The sequence below is a fragment of the Pseudomonas sp. FG36 genome, assembly GCF_057809275.1.
In genome coordinates, this window is the sequence record NZ_JBMDJQ010000015.1 from 108,095 (window position 1) to 134,463 (window position 26,369).

The 26,369-nt window shown below is 65.8% G+C and carries 20 protein-coding genes and 1 riboswitch; of the genes, 12 read left to right on the forward strand and 8 right to left on the reverse strand.

The genetic code is table 11. The features are described 5' to 3' along the window. Window positions 1-51: 51 nt before the first annotated feature. Window positions 52-2,979 carry a TonB-dependent receptor gene (locus tag ACODS9_RS14070; RefSeq protein WP_489094087.1) on the reverse strand — a complete coding sequence of 976 codons (2,928 nt, stop codon included), beginning with the start codon at window positions 2,977-2,979 and terminating at the stop codon, window positions 52-54. A 170-nt stretch (window positions 2,980-3,149) separates the two neighbouring features. Here ACODS9_RS14070 and ACODS9_RS14075 point away from each other — a divergent pair, with 170 nt between their 5' ends. From ACODS9_RS14075 to ACODS9_RS14100, 6 genes are all read left to right on the forward strand, one after another. After that, a complete protein-coding gene (locus ACODS9_RS14075) occupies window positions 3,150-3,689 on the forward strand; it encodes a sigma-70 family RNA polymerase sigma factor (RefSeq protein ID WP_489094088.1) in 540 nt (179 codons plus the stop codon). Beyond that, window positions 3,682-4,611, forward strand: coding sequence for a FecR domain-containing protein (locus tag ACODS9_RS14080; RefSeq protein WP_489094089.1), 930 nt, complete (start codon window positions 3,682-3,684; stop codon window positions 4,609-4,611). Before ACODS9_RS14075 ends, ACODS9_RS14080 begins: the two co-directional genes overlap by 8 nt. A gap of 125 nt (window positions 4,612-4,736) precedes the next feature. After that, window positions 4,737-5,429: a response regulator transcription factor gene (locus ACODS9_RS14085; RefSeq protein ID WP_489094090.1), complete on the forward strand. Its 693-nt coding sequence runs from the start codon at window positions 4,737-4,739 to the stop codon at window positions 5,427-5,429. Next, on the forward strand, window positions 5,429-6,766 hold the full coding sequence (locus ACODS9_RS14090; protein ID WP_489094091.1) for a HAMP domain-containing sensor histidine kinase: 1,338 nt from the start codon (window positions 5,429-5,431) through the stop codon (window positions 6,764-6,766). The genes ACODS9_RS14085 and ACODS9_RS14090 overlap by 1 nt, the downstream gene beginning before the upstream one ends. An 83-nt stretch (window positions 6,767-6,849) precedes the next feature. Then, a complete protein-coding gene (locus ACODS9_RS14095) occupies window positions 6,850-9,078 on the forward strand; it encodes a TonB-dependent siderophore receptor (RefSeq protein WP_489094092.1) in 2,229 nt (742 codons plus the stop codon). 68 nt (window positions 9,079-9,146) lie between these two features. Then, window positions 9,147-10,055, forward strand: coding sequence for an alpha/beta hydrolase (locus tag ACODS9_RS14100; protein WP_489094093.1), 909 nt, complete (start codon window positions 9,147-9,149; stop codon window positions 10,053-10,055). A gap of 7 nt (window positions 10,056-10,062) precedes the next feature. Here the strand turns inward: ACODS9_RS14100 and ACODS9_RS14105 are convergent, their stop codons facing one another. Genes ACODS9_RS14105 through ACODS9_RS14115 form a run of 3 tightly spaced genes read right to left on the reverse strand, consistent with a single transcriptional unit; the run spans window position 10,063 to window position 13,419 of the window. Then, window positions 10,063-11,034: a hypothetical protein gene (locus ACODS9_RS14105; RefSeq protein WP_489094094.1), complete on the reverse strand. Its 972-nt coding sequence runs from the start codon at window positions 11,032-11,034 to the stop codon at window positions 10,063-10,065. Window positions 11,035-11,043: 9 nt separating this feature from the next. Further along, the gene (locus tag ACODS9_RS14110; protein WP_489094095.1) at window positions 11,044-12,249 is read right to left on the reverse strand and encodes an RtcB family protein; all 1,206 of its coding nucleotides are present in this window, start codon (window positions 12,247-12,249) and stop codon (window positions 11,044-11,046) included. Between the two features lie 39 nt (window positions 12,250-12,288). Then, a complete protein-coding gene (locus ACODS9_RS14115) occupies window positions 12,289-13,419 on the reverse strand; it encodes a slipin family protein (RefSeq protein ID WP_401109719.1) in 1,131 nt (376 codons plus the stop codon). A gap of 601 nt (window positions 13,420-14,020) precedes the next feature. Between ACODS9_RS14115 and rtcR the strand changes: the two genes are divergently transcribed. Then, window positions 14,021-15,604, forward strand: a complete 1,584-nt coding sequence (gene rtcR / locus ACODS9_RS14120) for an RNA repair transcriptional activator RtcR (RefSeq protein WP_489094096.1) — start codon at window positions 14,021-14,023, stop codon at window positions 15,602-15,604. 36 nt (window positions 15,605-15,640) lie between these two features. Continuing rightward, a riboswitch (FMN riboswitch) is annotated at window positions 15,641-15,782 on the forward strand. A gap of 80 nt (window positions 15,783-15,862) precedes the next feature. Continuing rightward, the gene (gene ribB / locus ACODS9_RS14125; protein WP_401109713.1) at window positions 15,863-16,513 is read left to right on the forward strand and encodes a 3,4-dihydroxy-2-butanone-4-phosphate synthase; all 651 of its coding nucleotides are present in this window, start codon (window positions 15,863-15,865) and stop codon (window positions 16,511-16,513) included. 51 nt (window positions 16,514-16,564) lie between these two features. Here the strand turns inward: ribB and ACODS9_RS14130 are convergent, their stop codons facing one another. Genes ACODS9_RS14130 through ACODS9_RS14140 form a run of 3 tightly spaced genes read right to left on the reverse strand, consistent with a single transcriptional unit; the run spans window position 16,565 to window position 20,325 of the window. Then, on the reverse strand, window positions 16,565-17,758 hold the full coding sequence (locus tag ACODS9_RS14130; protein WP_489094097.1) for an SGNH/GDSL hydrolase family protein: 1,194 nt from the start codon (window positions 17,756-17,758) through the stop codon (window positions 16,565-16,567). A gap of 1 nt (window position 17,759) precedes the next feature. Beyond that, window positions 17,760-18,923, reverse strand: a complete 1,164-nt coding sequence (locus ACODS9_RS14135) for an SGNH/GDSL hydrolase family protein (RefSeq protein WP_489094098.1) — start codon at window positions 18,921-18,923, stop codon at window positions 17,760-17,762. Next, window positions 18,910-20,325, reverse strand: a complete 1,416-nt coding sequence (locus ACODS9_RS14140) for an MBOAT family O-acyltransferase (protein ID WP_489094099.1) — start codon at window positions 20,323-20,325, stop codon at window positions 18,910-18,912. Before ACODS9_RS14140 ends, ACODS9_RS14135 begins: the two co-directional genes overlap by 14 nt. A gap of 216 nt (window positions 20,326-20,541) precedes the next feature. On the opposite strand from ACODS9_RS14140, the gene ACODS9_RS14145 reads away from it, so the two are divergent. The 4 genes from ACODS9_RS14145 to ACODS9_RS14160 all read left to right on the forward strand — a co-directional run bounded on the left by ACODS9_RS14145 (window position 20,542) and on the right by ACODS9_RS14160 (window position 25,623). Further along, on the forward strand, window positions 20,542-20,784 hold the full coding sequence (locus ACODS9_RS14145; RefSeq protein ID WP_011531978.1) for an exodeoxyribonuclease VII small subunit: 243 nt from the start codon (window positions 20,542-20,544) through the stop codon (window positions 20,782-20,784). Further along, complete coding sequence (gene ispA, locus ACODS9_RS14150) at window positions 20,781-21,668, forward strand: (2E,6E)-farnesyl diphosphate synthase (protein ID WP_401109702.1); 888 nt, start codon at window positions 20,781-20,783, stop codon at window positions 21,666-21,668. The genes ACODS9_RS14145 and ispA overlap by 4 nt, the downstream gene beginning before the upstream one ends. Before the next feature lie 134 nt (window positions 21,669-21,802). After that, a complete protein-coding gene (dxs, locus tag ACODS9_RS14155; protein WP_094012305.1) occupies window positions 21,803-23,698 on the forward strand; it encodes a 1-deoxy-D-xylulose-5-phosphate synthase in 1,896 nt (631 codons plus the stop codon). Between the two features lie 71 nt (window positions 23,699-23,769). Beyond that, complete coding sequence (locus tag ACODS9_RS14160; RefSeq protein WP_489094100.1) at window positions 23,770-25,623, forward strand: TonB-dependent receptor domain-containing protein; 1,854 nt, start codon at window positions 23,770-23,772, stop codon at window positions 25,621-25,623. On the opposite strand, the gene ACODS9_RS14165 is transcribed toward ACODS9_RS14160, so the two are convergent. After that, a complete protein-coding gene (locus tag ACODS9_RS14165) occupies window positions 25,601-26,368 on the reverse strand; it encodes a cobalamin-binding protein (RefSeq protein ID WP_489094101.1) in 768 nt (255 codons plus the stop codon). The genes ACODS9_RS14160 and ACODS9_RS14165 overlap by 23 nt on opposite strands. Between the last annotated feature and the right edge of the window lies 1 nt (window position 26,369).

Sequence of the window (26,369 nt, forward strand, 5' to 3'; positions counted from 1 at the left end):
AAGCCGGCCACAAGCCGGCTTTTTAATGCCTGTCGACAAGCAAGGCACCCCTCAGAACCGCGCCACCATCCCCACCCGCCAGGTCCGTCCAGGTGCCGGCATGAAGCTCTGCGCCAGCGGATCCAGGTAGTAGCGGTCCGTCAGGTTCTGCACCGACACGTTCAGTTCGGTGTGTTCCAGCACTTTGTACTTGAGGAACAGGTCGAACAGCGCCACCGAGCGGTAGTCGATCTGCGGCGTGGTCGCGCCGGTCTGCCAGGGCTTATCCATCTGCGCGGTGGGCCCCGAGGTATAGGTCATGCGCCCGCCCACGGTCAGCGCCTCGTCGAAGAATCGCAAGCCGGTCAGCAGGTTGGCCGAGAAGCGTGGCGGGTTCTGCGTGTTGGTGTACGAGCCCATGTAGCTGCCCGGCGTGCAGTCCGGGGTGTCGTGGGTGCGCTGATACTGATTGGCGCTGGCGCGCAGCTTACCGGCAAAGGCCGCGTCGCAGGTCTCGGTCATCAGGTAGTAGGTGGCCGACAGGTCGGCGAACACCCGTCCGGCATCGTAGTGCGATTGCAGCTCCAGGCCGCGGGTGTGGAAGCTGTCGGTGTTGCTGAACGTCATCTGCCCCCACAGCCCCGGGCTTGGGTCGTAGTAGCGGGTGATGTAGTTCTTGATGTCATTGTCGAACCAGGCCAGCTTCGCCGACGCCTCGTCGCCCGCGGTCAGCAGGTCGCTGCGCAAGGCACTCACGCCGACTTCCCAGCTGCGTGAGCGCTCGGGCTTGAGGTGCTTGCCCGGGGTGACCTGCTGGGTACCCTGGCTGGTCTCGAACAGCGAAGGCAGGCGCAGGCCCTGGGTGTAGGACGCGTACACGAAAGTGTCGGGGAGGAACTCGACATTGATGCCGAAGGCCGGCGAGAAGCCTCCGCCGCTACTCTTGCCCTGCGGGGTGTAATCATAGCCGGTGACCACTCGGTTTACACCTTCAGGATGGACCACGACGTTGGTCGCGCCGGACTCGTTGAACGGCACGCCATTGAACGGCTCGTTGCTGTTCTCGAAGACAATGCCGTTGTTCAGGCGCGGATCGGTGGCGTCGGTGTACTGGCCGTTCTGGTCCGGGAACCACATCATGCTGCCCCAGTGCCCCGGGCTGCTGGCGGTGATCCAGCGCATTTCGCGCTCCTCGCGGCGCGCCTCGGCCAGCACCGTGTTGTCCTTGGTTCGGTAGTGGGCATAGCGGCCGCCGCCCCACAGCGTCACCGTCTCGACGGGCTTGTACTCCAGGTTGCCGTTGAAGCTGAACTCCTGACGCGAGGCATCACGCAACATGCGGTTGGCGTTGATGTCGTGCTGGGTGGCCAGCACGCTCTTCTGCGGCTGCAGGTCCTCGAGCTGGAAGGCACCGCCCAGGTCGAGCTTGAAATCGCCATGGGCAGTGGTGAAGCGCGACACGTTGTTTAGGTCGCCGCCAATGCGGCGGTTGTCCTGGCGCGACCAGGCGCGGTCGGTGCGGAACAGCTGCGACTTGGGCGCCATCCAGGCCGCGCTCAAGGTGCTGGTCTTCGAGTCGGTCATCCACAGGTTGCTGGTGAGGTCCACCCACGGATTGCCCTCGGGCAGGTAGTGATAGCGCGCGGTGTAGGTGTCGATCTCGATTTCGCTGGTGGGGTACTGGTAGATGCCAGCGGTGCCGTAGCGGAAGATGTCCGACGGCATGATCTCGCCCATGTGCCCGTCGAAGCGCCGGTAGCCGAGGTCAAGGGTGTGGTCGTCGGCCAGCCGCCAGGTGGTCTTGAGCAGGTAGGAGTCGGTCTCGGCCGACGAGTTGAGCACTTCCTCGCCGGCATTGTAGGTGTTGGCGACACTGGCCTGCTCGTCTCCCCAGCGGTCAAAGAGACGGTAGCGGTCCTGGCCCTTCTTGCCGGAGAAGTAGTTGCCCTGGTTGCGGTGCGCATAGGCCGCCACCAGGTCGAAGCGCTCGTGGGAATAGGCGAAGGCGGCGCTGCCGGATTCGGCCTTGGAGCCGAACAGGCTGCCGCGCTCATCACGCGGCGCCGCACTCAGGTCCTCATCGCGGGAATGGCGGTTGCGGTGCTCCGGTTCGACGCCGTTGTTCCACAGGTTGCCGGTCAGGCGCACGCCGACGTCCTTGCCATCGACCAGGATGTCATCCACGCCGATGGTCTTCATCTCCACCGAACCGCCAATCGCCCCGGAGCGGGTGCTCGGGCCCTTGTTCACGGTGACGCTGCTGATCAGGTCCGGGTCGATGTAGCTGCGTTGCTGGGTACCGCCGTAGCCACGGTACACATCCAGCGCCTGCTCCGCGCCATCGACCCTGACCGCGACCCGACTCTGCCCCTGAATGCCGCGAATGTTGACGTCCAGCGCGCCGCCGTTGCGGCTGTCGCCCACCTGCACGCCGGCCACGCCCTTGAGCATGTCGCCCACCGATACGGTGCTGAAGCGGTCGAGGTCTTCACGCGAAAGGTGCACCGTCGAGCGCGGCGCGCGGTAGGTGTCACGCTGCGGGTCGACCATTTCGCTGGAGGCGACCACGGTAGGTGTCAGCTCGGTTGCCATCGCCGATGCCTGGGCCTGCGGGATGAGGATGTACGCCCCCCGTGAGTTGGGCAGCAGTTGCAGGCCGGTATTGGCCAGCAGGCGCCGGGCGCCCTCCTGCACGGTGTAGCGCCCCTTGAGCGCTGGCGCGGCGCGGCCGCGGGTCAGGTCGGGGTCGTAAGACAGCAACAGCCCCGATTGCTTGGCGAACACGCCCAGCGAGGTGCCCAGCGGCCCCTGGGCGATATCGTAGTCGCGGCGCGTGGCGTCGTCGGGCCGGGTGTTCTCGGTTGCCGCCGGGGCAGCCTGGGCCAGGCTTGCGCCTGAGCCCAGCAAACAGCCGAGCACCGCGCACCGTACGGCGAAGCTGATCGGGGACAAGCGTTGCGATGGGCGCGAAACAGGGGGAAGCCGATAGCTGGCGGGCATGCTTTTCTCGCTCGTGAGGTCAGTGCCCGGCACTCGATGCGGGCTTGCACCCCTTCTGTCGCACGACAGCGAAAAAGGTATATGCGTGCGATTCGCATTTTCACTTGATCTTGTGATTTAGCCAAATCTAGTGATAATTGTTTGCATTTACACCCTTGACCACGCTGCCCATGACCCTCTTCAAGAACCCGCCACGGCACATCGAGCACTGCGCCGTGACCACGCTGTACGTCGAACACCACGCCTGGTTGCGCGGCTGGCTGGCGTACCGCTTGCGCTCCTGGGGGCGTGGCGTGGCCGATGACCTGGCCCAGGACATTTTCGTGCGCGTGCTGGCCAGCCGCGACACCACCCAGCCTGATACCTTGCGCCAGCCACGTGCCTACCTGGCCCGTATCGCCAATTGCGTGCTGGTCAGCTGGCGTCGGCGGCATTCCCTTGAGCAGGCCTGGCTCGAGGCTCTGGCGTTGGTGCCCGAAATCGAACATCCGTCGCCCGAGCAGCAGAGCGTGATTCTCGAGACCCTGCACGAGATCGATGCCGTGCTCGACAGCCTGCGGCCACGGGTCAGGCAAGCCTTCCTGATGGCAACACTGGACGGCATGAAGCAGAAAGACATCGCCCAGGCACTGAACATCGCCTTGCCGACGGTGAAGAAATACATTCACGAGGGCTACGTCGCCTGCCTGAGCCAGATGCCCGATGAGTGAACAGCCCCCCATCGCCCAGGCCATTCTCGCCCAGGCCGCCGCCTGGCTGCTGTTGATGCAGGAAGGACCGCTGACGCCGGCACAACAGCTCGAACTGGAGCATTGGCGATACCGCGATGCCGAGCACGAACGCGCCTGGAACCGGGCGCAGCGCCTGCTCACCCGCCTCGGCACCCTGCCTCCCACCCTGGCCCGACAGACGCTGGTGCGCCCGGACAGCAGCCGGCGCACCGTGCTGCGCAGCCTGCTGGTATTGCTGGGCGCGGCCCCTCTGGGTTGGTGGGCATGGCGGCGCAGCGAGGGTGGCATCGACTACTTGACCGCCCTGGGCGAGCGCCGGGATGTGCTGCTGGCCGACGGCACCCAGGTTTCTCTCAACAGTGACAGCGAGCTGAGCGTGCGCTTCACGGCCGAGCAGCGCCTGCTGCACTTGCGCCGGGGCGAGATATACATCGTCACCGCGGCGGACCCGTCGCGGCCTTTGCGGGTGCGCACCGGGCAAGGCCTCATGCAGGCGTTGGGCACCCGTTTCAGCGTGCGCCAGTTCCCCCAGGAGACCCTGCTCGCGGTCTACGAAGGCGCCGTTCAGGTCCAGCCCGAAGCCGCCGGCGGTGTCATCGTCCAGGCAGGCTCGCAGCTGCGCTTCAGCCGTGATCGATTCGATCCACTGGAGGATGCACGCGACGCCCAGCTGGCCTGGCGCAATGGCCTGCTGGTAATCGACGAGATGCCGTTGTTGCAATGGACCCAGGAACTGATGCGCTACAGCGACCAGCGCCTGGTCTGCGACCCAGCGTTGGCCGAGTTGCGGGTTTCGGGCAGTTTCCCGATCGATGACCTGCCCCTGGCCCTGGCCATGTTGGCCCAGAGCCATAAGCTGCGTACCCGCAGCGAGGCCGGCGGGATATTCATCAGCCGCTGAAATCACGCAGGCCGCCCCTGCCGGTTCCGTGTAACGCGACGAAATGCCAGCACCTGGCCATTGCCGCGGCACCGTCGCCAATGGGATGATTCGTATTTGCAACGCATTCTCATCAAGGTCATCCCGTGTCCCCCAAGCTTCTCCTAGCCGAAGACGACCCTCGCCTGCGCCAGGACCTGGAACAGCACTTCCTGCGCCGTGGCTTCCGCGTCCAGGCCTGCGAGAACGGCACCCAAGCCTTGAATGCGATACACCAGATGCCTTTCGACCTGCTGCTGCTGGACATCATGCTCCCAGGTGTCGACGGCCTCAGCCTGCTCGACGAATTGCGCCGGCACCAGGCCGTACCGGTGATGCTGATGTCGGCCCTGGGTGCCGAGCAGGACCGCATCAGCGGTTTCACCCGTGGCGCCGACGACTACCTGCCCAAGCCCTTCAGCCTGGCCGAGCTGGATGCCCGGGTCGACGCCCTGCTGCGCCGGGTGGCGCTGGACCGGCGCCCAGCCGCCCCGCGCAATGCCTGCGTATTGGACTTCGACACGGCCAACCATGATGTCGCGCACCATGGCCAGAACGCCGGGCTGACCGGTTCCGAGTACCGCTTGCTGGCGACCTTGCAGGCCCACCCCGGCGAGACACTGAGCAAGGCCTTCCTCTACCAGAGCGTCCTGCACCGGGCCTACACCCGCCTCGACCGTGGCCTGGACGTGCATGTCTGCAATCTGCGCCGCAAGCTCGCCGCCATCGGTGCGGGGCACCTGGAGATCCAGGCCGTGCGCGGCCAGGGCTATATCCTGGTCGACTCAGGTAGCGCCTGATGCGCCGACATCCGCTGCTGTGGAAACTGGCGCTGCTGCAGGTGTGCTTCTGCCTGCTGCTGACCTGGCTGATCTGGACCTGGGGGCTGTCGGTCGAGCGCAGCACCTACTTCCTGGCCCCCGCCGACCGGGTGTACCTGGCAGGCTTCGCCGAACAGGCCGAGCAGGCCTGGCGCACAGACGGCGCCGACGGCGTGGAGCGCCTGCGCCGCCGGCTGCAAGCCGAGGAGGACACCTGGGTCGCCATCATCGGCCCGCGCCTGCAGAGCCTCGGTTCCACCCCGCTGAGCGCCGAGGAGGCCAGCCGCCTGACCTTCATGCGCAAGCTCGACTGGCCCATGAGCCGGCGCCTGCAGGACGAGCTGCCCTATGTGAGCATCGAGTTCCCCACCCGCCCCCAGGACGGCCGCCTGGTCATCCAGCTCCCTGAACACCTGCTGCCCACCGGGTTGACCCCCTGGACCCACGTCATTACCCACGGCGTTGCCCCCGCCCTGCTCGCCTTGTTGCTGGGCCTGGCGTTGTACCGCCACCTGGTCGTACCCCTCAACCGCCTGCGCGACCGCGCCGACGCCTTGCGTGCAGACGACCTGGACGGCCCCGGCCTACCCCTGCAGGAGCGTCGCGACGAACTGGGCGAGCTGGCCCAGGCCTTCGAGCACATGGCCGTGCGCCTGCGCAGGAGCCTGGACCAGCAACGCCTGCTGCTGCGCACCCTGTCCCACGAACTGCGCACGCCGCTGGCGCGCCTGCGCATCGCCCATGACAGCGGCCTGCCCCCGGAGCAGTTGCGCCAGCGCCTGGACCGGGAAGTGGATGACATGCAGAAACTGCTGGAGGACACCCTCGACCTGGCGTGGCTGGACACCGAGCAGCCGCAACTGGCTACCGAGCCGGTGCTGGTGCTCTCGGTGTGGGAAGCGCTGGTGCAGGACAGCAGCTTCGAGAGCGGCTGGGCGAAGGACCGGCTGCCCTGCTCGCTCGGCCTCGACTGCCAGGTACAGGCTCACCTGGACAGCCTGGCCCAGGCCTTGGAAAACCTGCTGCGCAACGCCATCCGCCATTCGCCCGCAGGTGGCCAGGTCAGCCTGGAAGGCTGGCGCGAGGGCAGGTATTGGCACCTGTGCCTGCGCGACCACGGGCCTGGCGTGCCGGAGGCGGAACTTGAACCGATCTTCCAGGCCTATCGCCGCCTGCCCGGCAGCGGCGCCGGTTTCGGCCTGGGCCTGGCCATCGCCCGACGCGCCATCGAGCTGCAGGGCGGACGGCTGTGGGCGAGCAATGGCTACCCTGGGTTGTGCCTGCACCTGCTGCTGCCCGCGGCCGAAAGTGTTTAGAAAGTTAATGCGCTTTACTCTCAAATAAGAGCTATTACCATCTGTGATCTCTTGAAATCAGCCCGCCGCGCCGGAGATCACACATGTCGCCCCGCCCGCTTTGCCTATCGCCCTTCCTGCTGCTGTCCAGCTGCTTGCTGGGCAGCGCCGTGCACGCCGCCAACCAGCCCGCACCGATCGAGCTGGAAAGCCAGAACGTGGTGGCCACCGCGCTGGAAGAGACCAAGCAGGCACCCGGTGTGTCGATCATCACCGCCGAAGACATCAAGAAGCGCCCGCCAGCCAATGACCTGTCGCAGATCATCCGCACCATGCCGGGGGTCAACCTGACCGGCAACTCCACCAGCGGCCAACGCGGCAACAACCGCCAGATCGACATTCGCGGCATGGGGCCGGAAAACACCCTGATCCTGGTCGACGGCAAGCCAGTCAGCAGCCGCAGCTCGGTACGCTACGGCTGGCGCGGCGAGCGGGATTCGCGTGGCGACACCAACTGGGTGCCGGCCGACCAGGTCGAGCGCATCGAAGTGATCCGCGGCCCGACAGCGGCACGCTATGGTTCCGGGGCCATGGGTGGGGTGATCAATATCATCACCAAGCAACCGGCGGGCGAGACCCACGGCAACATGACCGTGTACCAGAACTTCCCGCAGCACGGTGACGAAGGCGCCACCAAGCGCGTGAGCTTCGGCCTCAACGGCCCGCTGACCGACACCCTGAGCTACCGAGTCTACGGCAACGTGGCCAAGACCGACGCGGACGACTGGGACATCAATGCCGGGCACGAGTCCGCGCGCACCGGCACCCAGGCCGGTACCCTGCCCTCTGGCCGGGAAGGTGTGCGCAACAAGGACCTCAACGGCTTGCTGAGCTGGCGCCTGGCCCCGGAACAGACCCTGGAACTCGAAGCCGGCTTCAGCCGCCAGGGCAACCTGTACGCGGGCGATACCCAGAACACCAACTCCAATGCCAACGTCAAAAGCATGCTGGGCAAGGAGACCAACATACTCTACCGCGAGAACTTCGCCATCACCCATCGGGGTGACTGGGACTTCGGCAGCAGCATGGCCTTCCTGCAATACGAGAAGACCCGCAACCAGCGCATCAACGAAGGCCTGGCCGGCGGCACCGAAGGCATCTTCAGCAACACCGACTTCTACACCTCGACCCTGCGCGACCTGACCGCCCATGGCGAGCTCAACCTGCCGCTGCATGCCTGGCGCGACCAGACCCTGACCCTGGGCAGCGAGTGGAGCCAGCAAAGGCTGGACGACCCCAGCGCCAACACCCAGAGCACCAGCGAAGGCGGCAGCGTGCCCGGCCTGACCAGCAGCGGTCGCAGTACCAGCACCCAGGCGCAGATCTTCTCGCTGTTCGCCGAGGACAACATCGAACTGCTGCCCGGCACCATGCTTACCCCGGCGCTGCGCTTCGACCACCACAGCATCGTCGGCGACAACTGGAGCCCGTCGCTCAACCTGTCCCACGCGCTGACCGACACCCTCACGCTCAAGGCCGGCATCGCCCGCGCCTACAAGGCGCCGAACCTGTACCAGCTCAACCCCGACTACCTGCTCTACAGCCGTGGCCAGGGGTGCTACGGGCAGACCACCAGTTGCTACCTGCAGGGCAACGAGCACCTGGAGGCCGAGACCAGCGTCAACAAAGAGCTGGGCATCGAGTTCCAGGACAATGGCTGGGTCGTCGGCCTGACCTACTTCCGCAACGACTACAAGAACAAGATCGACTCGGGCCTTAGCGGCATCGGCCAGGCCTCCGGTGGCGTCGGCGGCAACGCCAACGCGACGCTCTACCAATGGGAGAACATCCCCAAGGCGCTGGTCGAAGGCCTGGAAGGCACCCTGACCATCCCACTGAGCGAGCAGTTGAAGTGGAGCAACAACTTCACCTACATGCTGCAATCGAAGAACAAGACCACCGGCGAGACCCTGTCGGTCACCCCGGCCTACACCCTCAACTCGATGCTTGACTGGCAAGCCACGGACGACCTGTCGCTGCAACTGAGCGTGGCCTGGTACGGCAAACAGACGCCGAAGAAGTACGACTATCAGGGCAAGCGCGTGACCGGCAGCGCCAACGACCAGGTGGCGCCTTACGCCTTGGTCGGCGCCAGCGGCACCTACGCCCTCACAAAGAATCTGAGCCTGACTGCCGGCATCGACAATCTGTTCGACAAACGCCTGTACCGCGCCGGCAACGCCCAGGCGGTCAACGGCATCGAAGGCGCAGGAGCGGCGACCTACAACGAACCGGGCCGCACCCTCTACACCAGCCTCACCGCCTCCTTCTGAGCCCACTGCCGCCGTTGCATCCACGATGCAGCGGCGGCACGTCATGGAAGACCCCACGAGAACACCTGATGAAGATCCCGACCCTTGTCCTGGCATTGCTGCTGGCCGGTACGGCTTTGGCGCAGCCGCACCCCGAACAGAAGATGGACACCACCCTGCTGCAGCGCCAGGACATGGCCTATCGCTTCAGCCACCTCGACCTGGACTCGCGGGATGGCCAGCGCCATTACCGTCTGTGGATCGGCAAGCCCCAGCGCCCGGTACCCGCCAGCGGCTACCCGGTGCTATGGATGCTCGATGGCAACGCCGCGATCAGCGCCTTGGCACCGCAACAGCTGCAGGCGCTCGCCAACGGCCAGGCACCGCTGCTGGTCGCCATCGGCTACCAGACCGACCAACGCATCGAGCGTTCCGCCCGTACCTATGACTACACACCAGTCGTACCTGGGCTGGCCGAGCAGCGCGATCCGCTGACAGGCCAGGCCAGTGGCGGCGTCGATGCGTTCCTCGACCTGCTGGAGCAGCGCATGCGCCCGATGGTCGCCGCTGTGGCGCCCATCGACCCGCGACGACAGATGCTCTGGGGCCACTCCTATGGCGGGCTGGCGGTGCTGCACACACTGTTCACCCGCCCATGGCTGTTCAGCGACTATGCAGCGGCCAGCCCATCGTTGTGGTGGAACGATGGGGCGATTCTCAAAGAGGCGCATTTCCTTCGCGGGCGCTTGTCCGACCGGCATCCACGGCTACTGTTGATGCGTGGGAGCGCAGAGCCGCTCAAGCCAAACGGCCCACCTCAAGCGGATACGCTAAATCCCGTGCGTGAACTGACACGGGACCTGGAACGCACGACCGGAATGGAGGTATGTCTCGTGCCGTTCGAAGGCGTCACCCATGGCGCGATGCTTCCAGCATCACTGCAACGCGTCGTGGATGAGATGGTCAGCCCACAAAGGACGCCGGCCTGCATTCGCTGACACCCCTTCAAGGTGCATGTGCTGCAGCACGAGCGGCGAGTTCGTTGATACGACAGGGCCGCTTGATGAATCGATAATCCTCAGTTCCATTGGGTACAGCAACGACAGCCAGTCTAAAGCGAACCTGTACCAGCTTCGCGCTCGCTGGCACCTGATCCTCCAGACCGCACGCCTCAGGGGGAAGATGAAACGAGCTGAACACCAATGCCTGTTTGAGCTTCTGGCTCGCGTAGCTCGTCGAAACCAGGCGCGAAGTCGTTTGCTGCATGCCGGCCGTAGTGAAGCTCAACGCAATCAGGACAGAAATCCTCCTGGCGGTCGCCAAGCGCAAACGCCGGCTTTCGAGCAAGCGCTGGCGCGGACTCAGGTACATGAGCCGCGCGCGCATCACCTTGCGTTTAACTGCCCATAGATGCCCTGCCCCGAGCAACCAGGACACCAGCGCTCCCAGAGGCAACAAGCCTAGCGGCCAGACAACCACGGACATGATCAGCACGAACAGGTTCTGGCCACGCACAAATGCATTAGCTTCCATCCCCGTGAATCGGCTGATCGTCGCATCTGCCAGTGGCCCCGCCAGATAAGGAATCGCCGCACTAGTAAGGCCGATCGCGACCATCAACAAGGCCCGGTACTTCTTCAGCTCAGCCCAGATTTCCTTCTCTACCCGGCACAGGACCAACATTGCCAGGACCATCGTGAGCAGCAAGGCATACGCCATCCAGAGCACGGGGTTGTAGTGCAGGTATTGGACAATAAGCGTAAGCACCATGAAGACCAGGAAGTTCACGAAGATCAGTAATGCCATCCAGTCACTGACCGTGGCGACCTCACGTAGAGTACTCAGCTCGGATTTCATCCGCTGCGCCACACCCGCCCCCTTAGCCCCTCGAATGCCCCACTGCACGACAAACGAGACAGGCAACGTCAGCACAAACACGGTATTGACCAAAACAAATGCAATGCTCACAAGTTTCATGCTCTTGACTCAACCTTTGACACACACTATCTGACGCAGCGTGTGCACCACTTCGACCAACTCACGCTGGGCCTGCATCACCGCATCGATATCCTTGTAGGCCATCGGGATCTCGTCGATCACATCCTTGTCCTTGCGACACTCCACATGGGCAGTGGCGCGCTGCTGGTCTTCGACCGTAAAGCGGCTCTTGGCCTTGGTGCGGCTCATCACCCGGCCCGCACCATGGCTGCACGAGCAGAACGATTCCTCGTTGCCCAACCCACGCACGATGAAACTCTTCGCGCCCATGGAGCCGGGGATGATGCCCAGCTGGCCCTTCTGCGCCGACACCGCGCCCTTGCGGGTCACCAGTACCTCGCGGCCGAAGTGCTGCTCCTTCTGCACATAGTTGTGGTGGCAGTTCACTGCCTCGAGGCTGGCTTCGAACGCTTTGCCCAGCACCTTGCGGGTGGCGGCGACCACCGCCTGCATCATCAATTCGCGGTTGTGCCGGGCGAAGTCCTGCGCCCACTCCACCGCCTCGACATAGTCGGCGAAGTGCCGGCTGCCTTCCTCGAAATAGGCAAGGTCGCGGTCCGGCAGGTTGACCATGTGCTGGCGCATGTCGGCCTGGGCCAGTTCGATGAACAGGTTGCCGATGGCGTTGCCGACGCCACGCGAGCCGCTGTGCAGCATGAACCAGACGCGATCGGCCTCGTCCAGGCAGACCTCGATGAAGTGGTTGCCGCCGCCCAGTGTCCCCAGGTGCTGGCGGTTGTTGGTCTTCTCCAGGCGCGGATGCTTGTCGGTGATTGCCTTGAAGCGCCCGGCCAGGCCGCTCCAGACCTGGTCGGCGTGGTTCGGCACGTTGTCCCAGGCACCCTGGTCGCGACGGCCGAAGGTCTTGCCATGGGGCACGGCCTTCTCGATGGCTGTACGCAGGCCGTGCAGGTTGTCCGGCAGATCGCGGGCATGCAGCGAGGTGCGTGCGGCGATCATGCCGCAGCCGATGTCCACGCCCACCGCCGCCGGGATGATCGCGCCCACGGTGGGGATCACGCTGCCGATGGTCGAGCCCTTGCCCAAGTGCACGTCCGGCATCACCGCCAGGTGCTTGAAGATGAACGGCATCTTCGCCGTGTTCATCAGTTGCTTGCGGGCGTCGTCCTCGACCGGCACACCGTCGGTCCACAGTTTGATCGGCTTGCCGCCCGCCACTTCGAGTATGTTCATTGCCTTGTTCCTTGTTGCGCTACGTCGTGTCGCAAAGGGTCAACCCGCCTTGAGGCTGACCATGCCATTCAATACCTGATCCAGACCACCGAACACCGAAATCCGGTCGATGCGCTCGGCCACCCGCTCCAGGGTTTCCAGCTCCTTCAGGCGCAGGGCCGTCGGGTTGCCTTCCATCACCTTGGCGGTGTTGAGCAGCGAGCGGGTCGCCTGGGTTTCCTCGCGGCGCCGGATCACGTTGGCCTGGGCGGCCTTCTCTGCCTCCACTACCTGCGCCAGCAGGGTTTTCATCTCGCCCGGCAGGATGATGTCGCGCACTCCCAGGCTGCTCACCTCCAGGCCACTGCCTTGCAGATGCGCCAGCAGGTGCTCGGTGACGCTACCGTCGATGGACTGCTTGTCTTCCAGCAGCTCGTCGAGGGTGCGGGTACCTACTGCGGCACGCAAACCGAACTGCAGTTCGCGGTACAGGTGCTCCACCGGTTTGCTCATCTGCCCGTGGGCGCCGAGTACATCGGTGTAGCGCCAGTTGGCCACCAGGCTCAGGCGCAGGCTGACCTTGTCGCGGGTGAGGATCTCCTGGCCGTTGACCTCCAGCGCCTGCAAGCGGGTGTCGACCATCTCCACCGCTACCTGGCTGCCGCAGCGCCAGTAGCCATGGCGGCCTGGCTCGAGCAACCCGGCTACCACGCCGTCGATCTTCAGCACACCGACATGGAATGCCGGCACCAGCGCCAGCAGCACCAGGTCCGTGCCGGCCACGCCGGGTCGGTTCAGGCGGATCACCAGTTCATCGTCCAGGCGCCGGCCCTGATTCAGATCGATGCGTTGCAAGCCATGCTCGACCTGGCCTTTCCAATACAGGCGGCGACTGTCCGGTGCCAGCAACTCAACCAGGCGGCCGTCCTCGAAACGCAGGCCGGCCTCGTGCTGCGCCAGGTCCATGGCTTCGAAATGCTGCTCGACCAGAGCTGGCTCCTGCCCACGCAGGTACTGCGCCAGCGGGTGTTCGAACAGCGAGGATTGGAGGCTGAAAGTGGTCACCGTCAGCCGGTCTTGCCAGTCGAAACGCGAGTACTGGCCAGGCTCGAGAATCGACACGAAGTCGCCTTCGCTCATCAGCAGGCCACGTTCGTTTTTCTTCACCACAAAGCGTTTCAACAGTTTCATCTTGCTCATCCTTTTATCAATGTCCTTGGTTGCAGGGGTCGCCAACTCACCGAGCGCCGTGGGCGAAGCCTGGCGGAGTCCGGGGCCGGGAGCGCTTGCTCCGGCGGCCTCCATCGTTGCGCCAGGCCCGGCCGGCGGGCCGGGTGGGCCAGCGGTAGCCCAGGCGTCCTTCGCAAGAGCGGACCATCCTGGCCCTGGTTGCGTTGCCTGTGCCCCACCTGCGGGTGTTGCGTTTGTAGCTACCGTGGAGGGTAGTGCCGGGACTTGGCCCGGCGAGCGCCTCGCAAGCCTGTTCACAGGCTTGCGCCGCAATGACCGTTCGTTGCAGCGGCGGCATGCACGACACCAACACCTGAGGGTGGGTACGTGCACCGGCGGGGGTTGATATCCCCTGACCCGAGGGCCTGCCTGGCGATGCAGTCGAGAGGGATATAGCGAGCGGCGTGCCAGGTTTTCATTCGCCCTTGAAGAAATCGTATAACCAACTGATTTATAAGACTTTATTTCTTATTGAGCGTTAGCCCATACATTACAAGGTGTCTAACGGATTTCATTTTTCGTATATCCTGAGATACATATTTATCTTTTTGGATAATCACGGATGACCAAGCCTCTCGTCGCCATCGGTTTTCTCGGCACCACCCTCGACCGCAACGGCAAGGGTGCGGCGCGCTGGAACAGGTGGCGGCCAACCATCGGCCTGTGCCAGCAACCCGACCTGCCCCTGGACCGCCTGGAACTTATCCACGGCCCCGGCGCACGCGACCTCGGCCTGGCCGAGCGAATCCGCGCCGACATCCAGCAGGTCTCGCCCGGCACCGAGGTGCGCCTGCACCCGCTGGCGCTGCGCAACCCGTGGGATTTCGAGGAGGTCTACGGCGCCCTGCACGACTTCGCCAGCGGCTACAGCTTCGACACCGAGCACGAGGACTACCTGGTGCATATCACCACCGGCACCCACGTCGCGCAGATCTGCTGGTTCCTGCTCACCGAGGCGCGCTACCTGCCAGCGCGCCTGGTGCAGACCTCACCCTCGCGCAAGCACGACGAAAACAGCGACCCGGCCGGCATCGCCACGCTGATCGACCTCGACCTGTCGCGCTACGACCCGATCGCCTCGCGCTTTCGCCGCGAACAGGTCGAGGGGCAGTCGCTGCTCAAGTCAGGCATCGCCACGCGCAACCCGGGCTTCAACCGCACCATCGAGCAGATCGAACGGGTCGCCCTGCGCTCCAAGGCGCCGATGCTGCTGGTCGGCCCGACCGGCGCCGGCAAGTCGTTCCTGGCACGCCGCGTCCATGAGCTCAAGCGCGGTCGTCACCAGTTGGGCGGTCGCTTCATCGAGGTGAACTGCGCCACCCTGCGCGGCGACGGCGCCATGTCGACCCTGTTCGGCCACGCCAAAGGCGCCTTCACCGGCGCGCAGAACGCCCGCGACGGCCTGCTGCGCGCCGCCGACGGCGGCATGCTGTTCCTCGACGAAATCGGTGAGCTGGGCGCCGACGAACAGGCCATGCTGCTCAAGGCCATCGAAGAAAAGCGATTCTTCCCGCTGGGCGCCGACCGTGAGGTGGAAAGCGACTTCCAACTGATCGCCGGCACCCACCGCGACCTGCGCGCCAAGGTCGCCGACGGCTCGTTCCGCGAAGACCTGTTCGCCCGCATCAACCTGTGGACCTTCGCCCTGCCGGGCCTGGCCGAGCGGCGCGAGGACATCGAGCCGAACCTGGATTTCGAGCTGCAGCGCCACGCCCGTGAGCAAGGCCGCCAGGTGCGCTTCAACCTCGAAGCCAAGCGCCGTTACCTGGCCTTCGCCCACGCCAGCGAAGCACGCTGGGCCGGCAACTTCCGCGAGCTGTCGGCATCGATCACGCGCATGGCGACCCTGGCCGACAGCGGGCGCATCGACGAGGCACTGGTCGAGGAAGAGATCGAACGGCTGCGCTATGCCTGGGGCCTGGAGTCGGCAACCGAGCCGCTGCTGGACGGCCGCGAGCTGGACCTGTTCGACCAGGTGCAACTGCAGGCGGTGATCGATGTGTGCCGCCGCGCCTCGAGCCTGTCCGAGGCCGGGCGTCAGCTGTTCGCGGTGTCGCGCCAGGAGAAGGCCAACCCCAACGACGCCGACCGCCTGCGCAAGTACCTGGCGCGGTTCGGACTCGACTGGCAGCAACTAAAGTCGTAGGGCTTGCCAGCATACCGCCACTGTGGGGTATGCTTGCCCGGTCTTCAGGGCGGGGTGAAAGTCCCCACCGGCGGTAAATCGAAAGATGAGCCCGCGAGCGCCCCGGCCATGCCGGGGGTCAGCAGATCTGGTGAGATTCCAGGGCCGACGGTCATAGTCCGGATGAAAGAAGGCGTTTGGCAGGGGCCGTCCAGGCGCCCTTGCGCGCGCATTTTGTTCGCCCCGAGACGTTCATCGATCATTCACGAGGAGCGTTTCATGTCCACCACGCTTAACAAGCAATTCCCCAACGTCAGCGCCGCCATCGCCGCCTTCCAGGCCGGGCGCCCCGTGCTGCTGCTCGACGACGACGACCGCGAGGACGAAGCCGACATCGTCGCCGCCGCCGAGAACCTGTCGCTGCAGACCATGGCCATGATGATCCGCGACTGCAGTGGCATCGTCTGCCTGTGCCTGGACGAAGCCACCGTCGACGCCCTGCAGCTGGCGCCGATGGTGCAGAACAACCAGGCCCGCCACGGCACCGGCTTCACCGTCACCATCGAAGCCGCCGAGGGCGTCAGCACCGGCGTATCGGCGCAGGACCGCATCACCACCATCGAGGCCGCGCTGCGCTCCACCGCGCAACAACGCCACATCGTCAGCCCCGGCCATGTATTCCCGCTGCGCGCCCGTGACGGCGGCGTGCTGACCCGTCGCGGCCACACCGAAGGCTCGGTGGACCTGGCTCGCCTGGCCGGCCTACGCCCGGCGGCGGTGCTGTGCGAACTGATGAACCCCGATGGCAGCATGGCCCGCGGCGAACAGGTGGCGGTGTATGCGCGGCAGTACAACCTGCCAGTGCTGACCATCGAGGAGCTGGCGCGCTATCGCGAGGCGATGGTGGAACTCGAGGCCGAGCCGGCCTGATACCTGGGCAAGCCCGCTCCCGATCAGCGTGGGAGCGGGCTTACCCCGCCCTCAACGCAACCCCAACGGCCCCTTCAGAAACTCATACAAGCCCGCCGCACTCTTGCGATAGCCATCGGCTGTCAGATGGACAAGATCAGGCCGCGCCAGCCCCTGCGCCTGCCAGCCGGCGATCGAGCACGGCCCGCCCATGAACCCCTGCCAATCCCAGAACAGCGCCTTGTGCTTGCGCGCCATCTGCTTCTGGATACGAATGACCGAGGCCAGCGGTTGCGGCTGGCGCGCCGCGCAACTGCGCGCCTTGCGCTGCTTGATCGAGTCCGGCGGGCCGACCAGCAGGATCGCCGTCTGCGGCAGGTCCTTGCGCAAGCCCGTGAGGGTCGCCTCGAGCTGCGCCTGGTACAGCGCCAGGTCGAGCTTGTCGTCGAACGCCTCATTGGTGCCGTAGGCCAGGATCACCAGGTCCGGCCGCACGGCCTTGAGGCTGTCGCGCCAACCCACCTGCCACTTGTCCACCACCTCCAGGCGCGCGCCATTGATGCCCAGCGTCGAATAGGTCACCCCGGCATTCTTCTGCCCCTGCAGATACCAGCCACCCAAAGCGACGCCACGGCCACCTTCCACCGTCAGTTGCACCGGCAGGCCGACATTGGCGAACGCCGGGCTGAAGCGCCACTGGCCATTGCTGGCCGGCAACACCCGACGCTGGCCGCCATTGACCAGCAGGCTGGCAGTCCCGCTGGACTGGTACAGCGCCGAGACCTTGTAGCGCTGGCGGTCCTCGTCACGCGCCTGCAGCATCACGCTGGAGCGGTTGGCCTGCGGCAGCGACAGGTAGCCACCCAGGGGAAACTGCTGGCTCTGCTGGTTGCGCGCCGACACCAGCTCCCACTGGCGCTTCTCGCTCTTGATGATCACCCGGTCGTTGCGGATCCCCGGCACTGGCGAGGCCGGCACCAGACCGATGCCGCCATCGCCGTAGCGCGCCTGTAACAACTTGCGCAGTTCGCCGCTGAACAGGTCGGCGGCGGTATGCGAGTCACCCAGCTGGACGATGCCGACCGGGGCACGCCCGGCATTGCGCAGCTTGCTCGCGAGCAGGGCGACGTTACCGTCCTGGCGAGTGATGGGCGCGGCGGCAGGCCGCGCCGCGGGCTGGGCGCTCACGCTATTGGCGCCGGTACTGCAACCCGGCGCGGCGCTGATCAGCAGGGCCAGGCCCAGCAGGTGATGCCATTGGCGCATCTCAATGTCCTGTTACGGTCAGGCCAGGGAAGCTGATCAGCGACAGTACCTGTTCGGCGATCATCTTCTGGCCTGTGATGGTGAAATGAATGCCGTCATCGACCCGCACCTTGACCCGCTTGCCCTGCGCGGTCTGCACCGTGTACGAGAAGCTGGCGTCGGCATAGCCGAGGATCGGGTTGGCCGACACGTAGTGCTGGCCGTACAGCGCGGTCTGCTCCTGATATAGCCCGCTGAGGTAGCCCATGGCGGTGGACAGCCGCGCCTTCTCCATGTTCGGCGGCCCGACCCAGATAACCTGCACGTTATGCGAGCGGGCCTGCTCGAGGATCGAATCGATCTGCGCGCGATAGGCCACCTCCCATTCCGGCGACTTGAAGCGCAGAAACGGCTTGCCTTTGCCCTGGGGCATGTCCCACGGGTCGTTGGGGCCGAGGAACACCACCATCAGGCGCACGTTCGGTTCGTGGTCGAGGGTCTCGGCCACGGTCTTCGGCCAGTTGAAGAAGCCCGGGTAGGCAAGGCCGGTGCTCTGCTTGCTGAGGTTGACGGTGCGGATCTGGTAGCGCTTGCGCAAGCTGTTGGCCAGGTGCGGGGCAACGCCCTGCATCAGCGAATCGCCGACCAGGAACACCTCGTCACCGGCGGCCAGGGAGGCCACGGTGCCCGGTTGCAGCAATGCCGGCGCCGGGACTGGCGCCGGAGGTGCCGCTGGCATTGGCGCTGCCGCCGGCACTGCCGCGACGGGCTGGGTTACAGCGACGGGCGCGGGCACGTGAACAGGCGCCGGCGTGTGCGCCGCACCGTGCGGCAGCGGCTTGGCCAGTGCCGCCGGGGTCTGCAGGTCGACCGTGACCACCGGTATCGGCGCGGGCAGCACCTCGGGCAGCGGCGCTTCGACCACCTGCGGCGCTGGCTGCAGGCGCTCGAGCAGGTCGTCGCGGCGCGCCTCGAGCAGTGCCGTCAGTTGCGCGCCCGTGCGCCAGGCCGGCATCTGGCCCAGCAGCGGGACTTCGCAGCTCTGGTGGTACTTCTGCTGGCAGTAGAGCTTGATCGAGTCCTGGTTCAGCCAGAACAACAGCGCGGTGGTGACCACAATCGCGTACAGGCCACGGGCGGCGCCCATCTGCACCTGGAACAGCTGTTTGCTATCAGAAGCTTGCATAGATGAACCCCGGCACGCCCGACTGCGAAGCGAAAATCACCAACGACACGCCGACTCCGAGCGGGATCGGGTACAGCTGCCACGGCAGGCGCTGGAAGGCCGTGCCGCTCTGGCGCAGCAGCGCCAGCCATTGTGGATAACTGGCCACGAACAGCACGCAGGCCAGCAGCATCAGGCCCGTGGCACTGTTCAGGCCCGCCAGGCTCAGTTGGGCGATGTCGCCGAGCATCTCCAGCGCGCCCTCCAGCGTCGGGCTGCGGAAGAAGATCCAGGCGAAGGCCACGTAGTGGAAGGTCATCAATCGCGCCAGCAAGTCCGATCCCGGCAGGCGGGCGAACCCCGGGCACCACTGGCTGAACAGCTTGGAGATGGCCAGGCCCACGCCGTGCAGCGCGCCCCAGATGATGAAGTTCACGCTCGCCCCGTGCCATAGCCCGGACACCAGCATCGCCAGCAGCATGTTCAGGTTGCCGCGCCATACGCCCTGGCGGTTTCCGCCCAGGGGGATATAGACGTAGTCGCGGATGAAGCGCGACAGGCTGATATGCCAGCGCCCCCAGAATTCCTTGAGGTTGTGCGCGGCATATGGCGCGTCGAAGTTGTCCGGCAGGCGGAACCCCAGCAACAGGGCGATGCCGGTGACCAGGTTGGTGTAGCCGCTGAAGTTGAAGTAGATCAGCAGGCTGTAGCCATACACGCTCAGCAGCACCTGCTCGGGGGTGGCGCTGCCCGGGGTGTCGAATACCGGGTCCACCCACTCGCTGCCCAGCCAGGCACTGAGGAAGAACAGCTTGACCACCGCCATCGCGATCAACCCCAGTGCCCGCTGCGGCTCCAGCACCTGGCGCATGGCTGGCGGGCGGATCTGCGGCAGCATGTGCAGGGCGCGGTTGACCGGCCCGGCCACCAGGCTGGGGAAGAACGCCAGGTACAAGGCCAGGTCCAGCGGCGCCGACGGCGTCAGCTCGCGCCGGTTGATCGACACCAGGTAGCTGACCGAATGGAAGGTGTAGAACGACAGCCCGATCGGCACCAGCACTTCCAGCAGCGGCAGCGCCACGTCGAACCCGGCGGTGGCCAGCGCGGCCTGCGCGCCTTCGACGAAGAACGCCTGGTACTTGAACAGGTAGAAACAGCCCAGCACCAGCGTCAACAGCAGCACGCGGCTGAACCAGCGCCCAGGGTAGCGCCCCGCCAGCAGGCCGAGCAGGTATACCAGCACGCTGTAGCCCAGCAGGATGTAAAGCGACTGCAGGCTGAAACTGGCCACCAGGCCATAGCTGGCCGTCAGCAGCAACAGGTTCTGCAGCCGGACACTCCAGCACAGGCTCCAATAAAGCAGGAAGAACAGCGTGAAACAGAGGCCGAATTCGATCGAGAGGAAGCTCACAACGTAGTCCATTACATGACGTCGGGGAGGGAAGCCGCTGGCCCGCGGGCCAGAGCGCGCGGATTATGGCAGAGGGCCGCCACCCCCACAATTCGATTGCTCCGCAGATTGCAAGACGGGCCGCTGGGGACAAGTGCAACAAAATGCGACGAACTCCCCCTGCAATTTGCTCCCCCTGCCCCGCTCTGCTAGTGTCGCGCCGTTCTGGACACCACCGAGACTGTCGCCATGGCCCGCAAAAAAGCCTCCATCGATTTCGAACAATCCCTCGCCGACCTGCAAGCCCTGGTCGAGCGCCTGGAGAACGGCGAACTGTCGCTGGAAGAGTCGCTGGCTGCCTTCGAGCAAGGCATCGCCCTGACCCGCGATTGCCAGGGCGCCCTGGCCCAGGCCGAGCAGAAGGTGCAGATCCTGCTGGAGCGTGACGGCGAGCTGGCCGCGCAACCGTTCGACGCGGAGCCCGAGGCATGATCGCCCAGTACCAGGCAAGCGCCCAGGCCCGGGTCGACGCGGCCCTGGAACCCTTGTTCCAAGCCCCCTCCAAGGAGCTCGAGCGCCTCTACGCGGCCATGCGCTACAGCGTGATGAACGGCGGCAAGCGCGTGCGCCCGCTGCTGGCCTACGCCGCCTGCGAGGCCTTCGGTGTGCCGGCGGAGCAGGCCAACGGCGCTGCCTGCGCAGTGGAGCTGATCCACGCCTATTCGCTGGTGCACGACGACCTGCCGGCCATGGACGACGACGACCTGCGCCGCGGCCAGCCGACCACCCACAAGGCCTTCGACGAAGCCTGCGCGATCCTCGCCGGCGACGGCTTGCAAAGCCTGGCCTTCAACGCCTTGCTCGACCCGCGCCTGAGCCCGCAGCCAGACGCCATCCGCCTGCAGATGGTCCAGGCCCTGGCCAAGGCGGCCGGCCCCGCGGGCATGGTCGGCGGCCAGGCCATCGATCTCGGCTCGGTGGGCCTGAAGCTCGACCAGAAAGCCCTGGAGTACATGCACCGGCACAAGACCGGCGCACTGATCGAAGCCAGCGTGCGTCTCGGCGCCCTGGCCAGCGCCCGCGCCGGGCAGGTCCAGCTCGATGCGCTGCAGACTTATGCACAGGCCATCGGCCTGGCGTTCCAGGTGCAGGACGATATCCTCGACGTGGAGAGCGACACCGCCACCCTGGGCAAGCGCCAGGGCGCCGATATCGCCCGCGACAAGCCGACCTACCCGGCGCTACTCGGGCTGGAGACGGCCAAGGCCTATGCCCTGGAGCTGCGCGACCAGGCGCTGGCCGCGCTGGCAGGCTTTGGCGACAATGCCGAGCCACTGCGGGCGCTGGCCCGCTACATCGTCGAGCGCCGCCACTGAGGCACTCGTGGGAGCATTGGCGCACCGCCGCTCCCACGTTGATCAACGACACCTTGGCCACACCCGACTGAATGGGCAGCTTTTCCTACAATGGGGTAAACTGCCGCGTCTTCACACCTATAACGACTCGCCTGATGCCCACGACGTTTCAAGAGATCCCCCGCGAACGCCCGGTCACGCCGTTGCTGGACCGCGCCGACACGCCCGCCGGCCTGCGCCGGCTGGCCGAAGCCGACCTGGAGACCCTGGCCGACGAGCTGCGCCAGGACCTGCTCTACACCGTCGGGCAGACCGGTGGGCATTTTGGTGCGGGCCTGGGCGTCATCGAGCTGACGATCGCCCTGCACTACGTCTTCGACACCCCGGATGACCGGCTGGTGTGGGACGTCGGCCACCAGGCCTACCCGCACAAGATCCTCACCGGCCGGCGCGAGCGCATGCTCAGCCTGCGCCAGAAGGACGGCATCGCCGCCTTCCCGCGCCGCAGCGAGAGCGAGTACGACACCTTCGGCGTCGGCCACTCCAGCACCTCGATCAGCGCCGCGCTGGGCATGGCCATCGCCGCTCGCCTGCAGAACGACCCGCGCAAGTCGATCGCTGTGATCGGCGACGGCGCGCTGACCGCCGGCATGGCCTTCGAGGCGCTGAACCACGCCCAGGAAGTCAACGCCGACATGCTGGTGATCCTCAACGACAACGACATGTCGATTTCGCGCAATGTCGGCGGCCTGTCCAACTACCTGGCCAAGATCCTCTCCAGCCGCACCTACGCGAGCATGCGCGAAGGCAGCAAGAAAGTGCTGTCGCGCCTGCCCGGTGCCTGGGAAATCGCCCGCCGCACCGAAGAGTACGCCAAGGGCATGCTGGTGCCGGGCACGCTGTTCGAGGAGCTGGGCTGGAACTACATCGGCCCGATCGACGGCCACGACCTGCCGACCCTGATCGCCACCCTGCGCAACATGCGCGACCTCAAGGGCCCGCAGTTCCTCCACGTGGTGACCAAGAAGGGCAAGGGCTTCGCCCCGGCCGAGGTCGACCCGATCGGCTACCACGCCATCACCAAGCTGGAGCCGGCCGACAAGCCGGTCGCGCCGAAGAAAGCCAGCGGCCCGAAATACGCCTCGGTGTTCGGCCAGTGGCTGTGCGACATGGCCGCCGCCGACAATCGCCTGGTGGGCATCACCCCGGCGATGAAGGAAGGCTCGGACCTGATCGACTTCAGCGAACGCTACCCGGAGCGCTACTTCGACGTCGCCATCGCCGAGCAGCATGCGGTCACCCTGGCCGCGGGCATGGCCTGCGAGGGTGCCAAGCCGGTGGTGGCGATCTACTCGACCTTCCTGCAACGCGCCTATGACCAGCTGATCCACGACGTGGCGGTGCAGGACCTCGATGTGCTGTTCGCCATCGACCGCGCCGGCCTGGTCGGCGAGGACGGCCCGACCCACGCCGGTGCCTACGACCTGTCCTACCTGCGCTGCATCCCCGGCATGCTGGTGATGACCCCGAGCGACGAGAACGAGCTGCGCAAGATGCTCAGCACCGGCCACCACTACAAGGGCCCGGCCGCCGTGCGTTATCCACGCGGCACCGGCCCCAACGCGCCGATCAGCGGCGACCTGGAGCCGCTGGAAATCGGCAAGGGCGTGGTCCGCCGCCAGGGTGGCAAGGTCGCCCTGCTGGTGTTCGGCGTACAGCTGGCAGAAGCCCTGCAGGTGGCCGAGCAGATCGATGCCACCGTGGTCGACATGCGTTTCGTCAAGCCTCTGGACGAGGCGCTGGTGCTGGAAATGGCCGCCAACCATGAGTTGCTGGTGACCATCGAAGAGAATGCCATCATGGGTGGCGCCGGCGCAGCGGTGGGCGAGTTCCTCGCCCGCGAAGCGGTGGTCAAGCCGCTGCTGCACCTGGGGCTGCCGGATATCTATGTCGAGCATGCCAAGCCTGCGCAGATGCTGGCCGAGTGCGGGCTGGATGTGGCTGGGATCGAAGCCTCCGTCAAAGCCCGAATGGCCAAGCTCGGCCTGTAAGGCCATATCGCGGGGCAAGTCGCGGCGGTGCGCCGATGCGACTTGCCCCGTGATCGCAATGGAACTGCCCCATGAAGATCCGCGCCCTCCCCCTGCTCTGCCTCCCCGCCGCCGCCCTGGCCGCCGAACCCTCTCGCGATGACGCCCTGAAGCTCCCCGACGTGCTGATCAGCGCCAGTCGCCAGGTCGAGTCGCGTACCGCCACCAGTGCGGCCAATACCGTGTTCACCCGTGCCGACATCGACCGCCTGCAACCCAGCAGCGTCACCGATCTGCTCGCCCGCGTGCCCGGCGTGCAGGTCGCGCCCACCGGCGGTCGCGGCAGCCTGCCGGGCATCTTCGTGCGCGGCACCAAGGCCGCCCAGACCCTGGTGCTGGTTGATGGCGTGCGCATCGCCAACGCCACCTCCGGCGACAGCGGCCTGCAGTTTCTCGGCATCGACCAGATCGAACGCGTGGAAGTGCTGCGCGGCTCGCGCTCGGCGGTATACGGCAGCGACGCCATCGGCGGGGTGATCCAGATCTTCACCCGGCGTGGCGAGGGCCAGGGCCTGCAACCGCGCCTGCGCCTGGCGGCCGGCAGCAACCAGACCTGGCAGCGCAGCCTGGGCCTGTCCGGTGGCGATGGCGCCACCCGCTTCAACCTCGGCGCCAGCCTGGACGAGACGGCCGGCATTGATTCGACCGGGCCGTCGTATGCCAGCGATGGCGACCATGATGTTTATCGCAACCGCTCGCTGAACCTGAGCTTGAGCCACACCTTCAACGAGCGCTTCGAAGCGGGCCTGAACCTGCTCGACAGCCGTGGGCGTCGTGAGTTCGACGAACCTCGTGGTAGCAACCCGCAAGTGCCCTACTCGAACTTCGCCGTCAGCAGCCTGGGCAGTTACTTCGATGCCCAACTTACCGATCTGTGGCATTCCCGACTGGAGATGGCCCACAGCGAGAACCGCGACGACAGCCGCGACAAGCTCACTCACCAAAGCTCGCCGTTCAACACCTACCGCGACCAAGTCACCTGGCAGAACGATCTGACCATCGATGACGACAACAGCGTGCTACTGGGTGGCGAGTGGTACGAGGACCGGGTGCATTCGAGTACCGATTTCAATGAGGACAGCCGCTGGAACCGCGCAGTGTTCGCCCAGCATCGCTTCCACAACGAGCACTTCTCGGCCGAACTGGGCGTACGCCACGACGAGAACCAGCAGTTCGGCGGCCAGACCACCTGGAGCGGCAGCCTGACCCTGCCATTGAACGCCCGTAATGACTTGCTGTTTTCCTACAGCGAGGGGTTCCGCGCCCCCACGTTCAACGACCTGTACTACCCCGGCTTCAGCAACCCCGATCTCAAGCCGGAGCACTCGAAATCCTATGAGGTGCAATGGCGCAGCCAACTGACCGACAGCAGCCGCCTGGAAACCTCGCTCTATCGCACCGACTTGCGAGACGCCATCAGCTACGACGCAGATGCCAATACCATGGGCAACGTTGCCCAGGCCCGTATCAACGGCTTCGAGATGGCGCTGGACCAGCAATGGGGGGCCTGGACATCGACGTTGGGCCTGGCATTGATCGACCCGCGTGACCGGAAGAGTGGCCACACGCTGTCCCGGCGCGCGCGGCGTACGCTGAGCCTGGATGTCGACCGTCAATTCGACAGCTTCAATGTTGGCGCCAGCTGGCAGGCCGTGAGCAGCAGCTACAACGACGAAACCAACAACGCCCCCATCGGCGGTTACGGGCTGCTGGGCGTTCGCGGTGGCTGGGCTGCCACTCGCGAGCTGAGGCTTGACTTGAAGCTCGACAACCTGCTGGACAAGCGTTACAGCCGCAACCTCTACAACTACCAGGGCAATGACTACGGTTACCGCGAAGAAGGCCGCACCTGGCTGTTGAGCCTTACCTGGACACCGGCGCTCTAGCATCGAGCAACGCACACAGTCGAGCAGTTGCCTCGATCATCTGCCCGCTGGGCCGCTCCAGGCCTTTGTCCGGCACCACCAGCAAACGCTCGCCCTTCACCGCGCTCAGCCGCGGCCAGTTGCGCCAACTGGCCAGTTGCGCCTCATCGCCCGCCAGGATCACCTCGGGGTCGCGCAGCAGCACCGACTCCACGCTGACCTGCGGGGCGGGCTGGGCCAGGTCGTCGAACACATTGCGCGCCCCGCACACGCGCAAGGCGTCGCTGACCACCTGGCGGCCACCCAAGGTGTACAGCGGCTTGTCCCAGACCTGGTAGAACACCCGTAGCGGCGCCTCACGCCGGTAGCGGTCGCGCAGCCCCTGCAACCGCCCACGCAGGCTGGCGGCATAGGCGCGGCCTTGCCGGTCACGGCCAATACGTTGGGCGATGGCTTCGATCTGGTCGATCAACTGGTCGAGGTTGCCAGGCTCGCCGCTGAACGTGGCGATGCCCAGGCGCCTGAGCTGGTCGCGCTGGGCCGGAGGCACGCTGCCGGGCCACAGCAGCAAGAGGTCGGGCTCGAGGCTTAACAGACGCTCCATGTCGAGCTGGCCATGGCGGCCGACGGAAGGCAACCGGGCCAGCGCCGGCGGGCGCTCGCCACCATCGAGCACACCGACCAGCAACTCGCCGGCGTCCAGTTCCAGAACGATCTCGGTCATCGATGGCGCCAGGCTGACCACCCGCTGCTGTGCCTCGGCCAAA